Source organism: Spongiibacter sp. (assembly GCF_041602295.1).
Taxonomy (GTDB): Bacteria; Pseudomonadota; Gammaproteobacteria; order Pseudomonadales; family Spongiibacteraceae; genus Spongiibacter.
Window position 1 is genome coordinate 1 of sequence record NZ_JBFIGO010000129.1, and the last position, 6,388, is coordinate 6,388.

Sequence of the window (6,388 nt, forward strand, 5' to 3'; positions counted from 1 at the left end):
GTAGCAAGTAAATCAATGGGGTCAGAGTCATTGATTTTTACTTTGCCGGCGGCAAGCTCGGCTCGCCCCCTGCGTGGTTAGCACAAAGCAGGGGGCGGCTCAGAAGTAGCTAAGCATGGGTCTTAGTTGATCGCCCGCTCGCGTTCTTGCCAGTGGGGTTCTCTCAGAACTTTCTTGAGGATTTTTCCGGTGGGGTTGCGCGGCAGTTCGGTATAGATCTGCAGGCGGCGGGGGATTTTGTAGCCGGCGAGGCTGGGGCGTAAAAATTCGATCATTTCGGCCTCGCTGAGTTGTTGGCCTTCGGCCAGTACCACGCAGGCCAGCGGTGTTTCGCCGTATTGGTCGCAGGGCACGCCGATGACGGCGACATCGGCCACGGCCGGGTGTTGGCTGAGGACGTTTTCGATTTCGATGGGGTAGATGTTTTCGCCGCCGCTGATGATCATGTCTTTGATGCGGTCGCGCAGGTAGATGTAGCCGTCGTCGTCAATCACGGCGGAGTCGCCGGTGTGTACCCAGCCGTCGATCAGGGTTTCGGCGGTGGCTTCTGGGCGTCGGTAATATTCCTGCATATTGGCATCGCAGCGCACCAGCAGTTCGCCGGTTTCGCCATTGGCGAGGGTATTACCGTCGCGGTCGACCACTTTCACATCCACCCCGGCCTGGGGGCGGCCGCAGGAGGCGAGCAGTTCGGGTTTGTCTTGGGCGGCGCGGCGGTGGTCGTCGGCCGACAGTGATACCACGGCGCCGCAGGTTTCTGTCATGCCGTAGACCTGATAAAAGTCGCAGTCGAAAATCTTCAGGGCGGACTGCAGCAGGGCGCTGTTGATCGGCGAGGCGCCGTAGACGATTTGTTTGAGGTGGCTGAAATCCCGCGAGGCGAGGTCGGGCACCATGTGGATAAGCGCCATAATCATCGCCGGCACCATAAAGGTGTTTTCAATTTTGTAGTGTTCCAGATCGTTGGCGATCTGGAAGGGGTCGAAGGTTTTGTGCAGCACGACGGTGCCGCCGGACAGCACCGGCAGCAGCAGGGTGCCGGCGCCGCCAATATGGAAGTTGGGGGCGCTGACCAGGTCGCGGCTGTCGGGGCTGAATTTTACGCTCCAGGAGGCGCTGGTCATGCAGTACAGCGACAGGATGTTGCGCTGGCTTAACACGACGCCCTTGGGGCGGCCGGTGGTGCCGCTGGTGTAGAGCTGCAATATCGCCGCGCTGCTGTCAGCGCTTAGGTCGATGTTGTCGGCCTGGGGAAGGGCGGCCAGCCACTGGGGCCAGCTGTTGTTGTGGTTGGCCAGTACGGCGAGCTGCGGGCAGGCTTGTTGTACGGCGTCGCAGAGCGTGGCGAGTTCTTCGTCGGGCGCTACCAGCAGTTTTGCCTGGCTGTCTTCGACAACATAGGCCACCTCCTCGGGTGCCAGGCGGTAGTTCACCGCGCACAGCACGGCGCCAATGCGGCTGCAGGCCAGTAGCAGGCTGAGAAAATCGGGGCAGTTCTGGCACATGGTGGCCACGCGGTCACCCGGCGCGATGCCCAGTGCCAGCAGGCCGGCAGCAATGCTGTGCGACTGGGCGGTAATGGCTTGGTAGCTGAGCGACTGTTGCTGGTAAATCAGGCAAGTGCTGTCGCCGCGCACGCGCGCGTGATAGTCGACGAACTGGTGTATCTTCATGGCCCGGAGCTCCTTGGCATGTTCTCGGTATTATTTTTTTTAGGCAGACAATGTAAAACGCGCTGCGCGTTTTTGCCAGTCGCTCTGCGTTATCGCTGAACGCTTGTTCCCGCCTCAGCGATCAATGGTGTTGCTGCGCCGGTATTCGCCGGGGCTGCTGCCGGTCCATTTTTTAAACGAGCGAATAAAGGCGCTGGGCTCGGAAAAGCCTAGTTGGTAAGAGATGCTTTTAATATCCAGCTCGGGCTCGGTGAGCAGTTCAATCGCCAGGTCGCGCAGCAGTTCGTGCTTGAGCTGGCGGTAGTCGCAGCCTTCCTGGGCCAGGCGGCGGCGCAGGGTTTGCGCGCCGATGCCCAGGGCGGTGGCGATTTGCTCGTAATTGGGCAGCTGGGGTAGGGATTTTTTCAGGTAGCGGCGGATTTGCTCGGTGTAGCTGCCCTCTTGGTTGGGCATGTGCAGAAATTCATAGGGCACCCGCAGCAGGTATTCTTCCAGTTCGGCTTTGCTGCGCAGCACTGGCAGGTCGAGCAGCCGCCGTTCGATCACAAAGCCGGTGTGGGCCTGCTGAAAGCGGGTTTCGGTGTGAAACAGGTAGTGGTATTCGTCGCGGTGGCGGGGTGCGGGGTAGTGCAGGTTAACCCGCAGCAGCGGCAGTCGGGTGCCGCACAGCCAGCAAAAAAACCGGTGGTGGCTCATCATATGCTGTTCGCACTGCCAGGGGCTGAGTTCGTAGCCGGGGTCGGCGTCGAGGCGGTAAAAGGCGTATTGCTCGCGCATATTCAGGCTGATGCGAAAGCCGCAGTCGAACAGGTTGAACAGCTCAATATGGCGCTCCAGCGCCTGTAACAGATCGTCACTGTTGTGGGCGTATCGCACCAGTGCCGCCATGGTGCCCGGGCGCTGGGGGTGTTTGTTATAGCCCAGTGATTCGTCGTTGCTCAGTGCGGTGACTTTTTCGAGCAGCTGGGCAAACTGCGCCGGGCGCACCCGCGCTCGATCGCTTTGTATTGCGCTTTCAGAGATTCCACAGCTGCTTAGCAGCGCGCTCAGCTGGGCTTGCGGCGGTGTATAGCGAGCAGTAATCGCGTGCACAAAGGCCGATGAAATGGTGCGATGATCGCTGGCGCTCACGTGTTTGTCTCTCCATTGCGCGTTTGTCTTGGCGCGCCAGTCTACGCGCCCATGTAAGAAAATGTCTATTGTCTGTCACTGCGGATCATTGTGCCAGCGCGGGGCTGCGTCCAATCTTTGCTGCACGAATTTTCCTGCAAGCTGAGAGAGCGATTATGAGCAACAGTGCTTTTATCTACGACGCCGTTAGAACGCCGCGGGCCAAGGGCAAAATGGGCTCGCCACTGAGTCAGGTGAAGCCGGTAGACCTGCTGGCCGGCCTACTGAATGGTTTGCGCGACCGCCACGGCCTAGACACCGCGCTGGTGGATGATGTGGTGATGGGCTGTGTGACGCCGGTGGGTGAGCAGGGTTCCTGTATCGCCAAAACGGCGGTGATGAAAGCGGGCTGGGACGAGTCGGTGGCCGGTGTACAGCTCGATCGTTTTTGCGCATCGGGTCTGGAGGCGGTGAATCTGGCGGCAATGAAAATCGCCTCGGGCTGGGAAGAGCTGGTGGTTGCCGGCGGTGTGGAGTGCATGTCGCGGGTGCCGATGGGCGCCAACGGCGGTGCCTGGGGCGAAGACCCGCAAACCGCCTTTGATACCGCCTTTGTTCCCCAGGGCATTGGCGCCGACCTGATTGCGACCATGGAAGGCTTCGACCGCGAGGCGGTCGATGCCTTTGCGGTGCGCTCTCAGGAGCGCGCAGCGGCGGCCCGCGAGGCCGGCTATTTTGACGGCTCGGTACTGCCGGTGAAAGACGGCAACGGCATGGTGATTTTGCAGCGCGATGATTTCATCAAGCCCGGCACCACGGTAGAGAGTCTGAGCAAGCTGAAGCCGTCGTTTGAAATGCTCGGCGGTATGGGTTTTGACGATATCGCCCTGAGCAAATACCCCCATGTCGCGCGCATTAAGCACGTCCATCACGCCGGCAACTCCTCGGGGATTGTCGACGGCGCGGCGGCGGTATTGATCGGCAGCGAGGCGGCTGGCCAAAAGCTGGGTCTGAAGCCGCGCGGCCGGGTGGTGGCCACGGCGGTTACCGGCACCGAGCCAACCATTATGCTGACCGGTCCCGGGCCGGCGACGTGGAAGGTGCTGGAGAAGGCCGGGATGAAAATCGACGATATCGATCTGTTTGAGATTAACGAGGCCTTTGCCTCGGTGGCCATGCGCTTTCAGAAAGACACGCAGGCGCCCTGGGAAAAAATTAATGTGAATGGCGGTGCCATCGCCATGGGTCACCCGCTGGGCGCCACCGGCGCGATGCTTATTGGTACGGTTCTCGATGAGCTGGAGCGCCGCCAGCAGCGCTTTGGCCTGGTCACTCTGTGTGTGGGTGGCGGTATGGGTATTGCGACCATTATTGAGCGAGTGTAAGGCGCGGTTCGCGTATTTTTCCGAATTAACAGAATAGGTAAGTCCGATGACTGGAACATTCCACTACGAGAAAGACAGCGACAATATCGTTACCGTGACCATGGACATGAGCGGTCCGGTGAATGCGATGAACGACGAGTATGTCGCGCTGATGGGCGCGACCATTGACCGCCTGGAAAGCGAGCGCGACAGCGTGGCCGGGGTGGTGCTGACCTCGGCAAAAAGTAGCTTTTTTGCCGGCGGTGATATCAAGAGCATGCTCAGCCTGGTGCCCGGTGAGGGCGAGGCCGAAATGTTTGCCATGAACCTGCAGATCAAGGGCATGCTGCGCCGGCTGGAGCAATTGGGTCGGCCGGTGGTGGCCGCCATTAATGGCGCGGCGCTGGGCGGCGGTTATGAGATCTGTCTGGCCTGTCATCACCGCGTGGCGCTCAACGCCAAGGCGGTACAGGTGGGGCTGCCGGAAGTGAGCCTTGGCCTGCTGCCCGGTGGCGGCGGTATTGTGCGCATGGTTAACAAGTTCGGTGTCGAGCGCGCCATTATGCCGCTGCTCGAAGGCACGCGCTTTAACGCCGAAAAAGCGCTGGCGGCCGGTCTGGTCGAGGAGCTGGCCGACGACGTGCCGGCGCTGCTGGCCAAGGCCAAGGCCTGGATCAAGGCCAACCCCGAGGCGCAGAACCCCTGGGATGTGAAGGGCTTTAAAATTCCCGGCGGCAATGCCAAGAACCCCAAGATCACCCAGATGCTGCAGGGCGCCAACCCCATGCTGTTCCAGAAAACCCGCGGCCTGGTGCCGGCGCCGGTGAAGATTCTGGATGTGGTGGCCGACACCCTGCGGGTGGATTTTGACACCGCAATGGAAATTGAAGCGCGGGTCTTTGTCGGGCTGGTAACCAGCCCGGTGGCGAAGAACCTGATGAACTTCTTCCTGCAGATGAACCAGCTCAACGCCGGCGGCAGTCGCCCCAAGGGTGTAGAAAAATCGTCGGTGAAGAAGGTCGGTATTCTCGGCGCCGGCATGATGGGCCAGGGCATTGCCTATGTGTCGGCGATGGCCGGCATCGAAGTGGTGCTTAAGGATATCAGCCAAGAGGCCGCGGAGAAGGGCAAGGCTTACAGCGAAGGTTTGCTCAGCAAGCGCGTCGCCAAGGGCCGCATGACGGAAGAGAAAAAAGCGGCGGTGCTGGGCTTGATCAAGGCCACGGCCAATGCCGACGAGCTGCAGGGCTGCGATTTGATTATCGAGGCCGTCTTCGAAAATGTGGAACTGAAGCACCAGATCACCACCGAGCTGCAAGGCAAGCTGGCGGACAACGGCGTGTGGGGCTCGAACACCTCAACCCTGCCGATCACCCTGCTGGCCGAGCCGGCGACGCGGCCGGAAAACTTTATCGGCATCCACTTTTTCTCGCCGGTCGACAAAATGCCGCTGGTGGAAATCATTACTGGCGAGCAGACCTCGGATGAAACCCTGGCGCGGGCCTTTGATTACGCCCAGCAGATTCGCAAAACCCCGATCGTGGTCAACGACTCTCGCGGCTTCTTTACCTCGCGGGTGTTTGCGACCTATATCGAAGAGGGCGCGCAGTTAATTGAAGAGGGCGTCGATCCGGTGCTGATCGAAAACCTCGGCCGCGCCATTGGCATGCCGGTGGGGCCACTGGCGGTGCAGGACGAGGTCAGTCAGCAGCTGGCGGTGAAAGTCAGCGAGACCAACCGCGAGCTGGATGAGCGTCTGGGCGACAAATTTGCCGCTGAAACCGCCAGTTACCGCATTGCCAGCCGCATGATTAACGACTTTGGTCGCGGCGGTCGCGCTCACGGCGGCGGTTATTACGACTACCCGGAAAACGGCGAAAAGCAGCTGTGGCCGGAGTTGTATTCGCTCTACCACAAGCCCGAGGTCAGCGTGCCGGTGGCGGATATCAAAGACCGCCTGTTGTTCCGTCAGGTGGTGGAGTCGCTGCGCTGCTATGAAGAGGGCGTGATGAACCGCGTGGCCGACGCCAATATCGGTTCGATCATGGGCATTGGCTTCCCGCCGCATACCGGGGGTGTGCTGCAGTATGTGAACACCTATGGCCTCAAGGCCTTTGCCAGCCGACTGGCCGAACTGGAAAGCCGCTATGGCGAGCGCTTTGCCGCGCCGCAAATTCTGCTCGACAAGGCGGAAAAGGGCGAAACCTTCGTCTAAAGCCCAGCTCGGCGCTGCCGGGCTGA

General features: G+C 60.5%; 4 protein-coding genes. 2 read left to right on the forward strand and 2 right to left on the reverse strand.

The window, feature by feature from the left end:
* Positions 1-122 precede the first annotated feature (122 nt).
* Both ABYM29_RS14210 and ABYM29_RS14215 read right to left on the reverse strand, forming a co-directional pair.
* A complete protein-coding gene (locus ABYM29_RS14210) occupies positions 123-1,673 on the reverse strand; it encodes a long-chain-fatty-acid--CoA ligase (RefSeq protein WP_372865443.1) in 1,551 nt (516 codons plus the stop codon).
* Positions 1,674-1,787: 114 nt separating this feature from the next.
* On the reverse strand, positions 1,788-2,804 hold the full coding sequence (locus tag ABYM29_RS14215; RefSeq protein ID WP_372865444.1) for an AraC family transcriptional regulator: 1,017 nt from the start codon (positions 2,802-2,804) through the stop codon (positions 1,788-1,790).
* A gap of 155 nt (positions 2,805-2,959) precedes the next feature.
* Between ABYM29_RS14215 and ABYM29_RS14220 the strand changes: the two genes are divergently transcribed.
* Both ABYM29_RS14220 and ABYM29_RS14225 read left to right on the forward strand, forming a co-directional pair.
* Positions 2,960-4,168 carry an acetyl-CoA C-acetyltransferase gene (locus ABYM29_RS14220; protein WP_372865445.1) on the forward strand — a complete coding sequence of 403 codons (1,209 nt, stop codon included), beginning with the start codon at positions 2,960-2,962 and terminating at the stop codon, positions 4,166-4,168.
* Positions 4,169-4,214: 46 nt separating this feature from the next.
* Complete coding sequence (locus tag ABYM29_RS14225; protein WP_372865446.1) at positions 4,215-6,362, forward strand: 3-hydroxyacyl-CoA dehydrogenase NAD-binding domain-containing protein; 2,148 nt, start codon at positions 4,215-4,217, stop codon at positions 6,360-6,362.
* Positions 6,363-6,388 lie beyond the last annotated feature (26 nt).

Coding starts and splice junctions, on each gene's coding strand:
- ABYM29_RS14220 (WP_372865445.1), top strand. CDS start 2,960: ATGAGCAACAGTGCTTTTATCTACGACGCCGTTAGAACGCCGCGGGCC.
- ABYM29_RS14210 (WP_372865443.1), bottom strand. CDS start 1,673: ATGAAGATACACCAGTTCGTCGACTATCACGCGCGCGTGCGCGGCGAC.
- ABYM29_RS14225 (WP_372865446.1), top strand. CDS start 4,215: ATGACTGGAACATTCCACTACGAGAAAGACAGCGACAATATCGTTACC.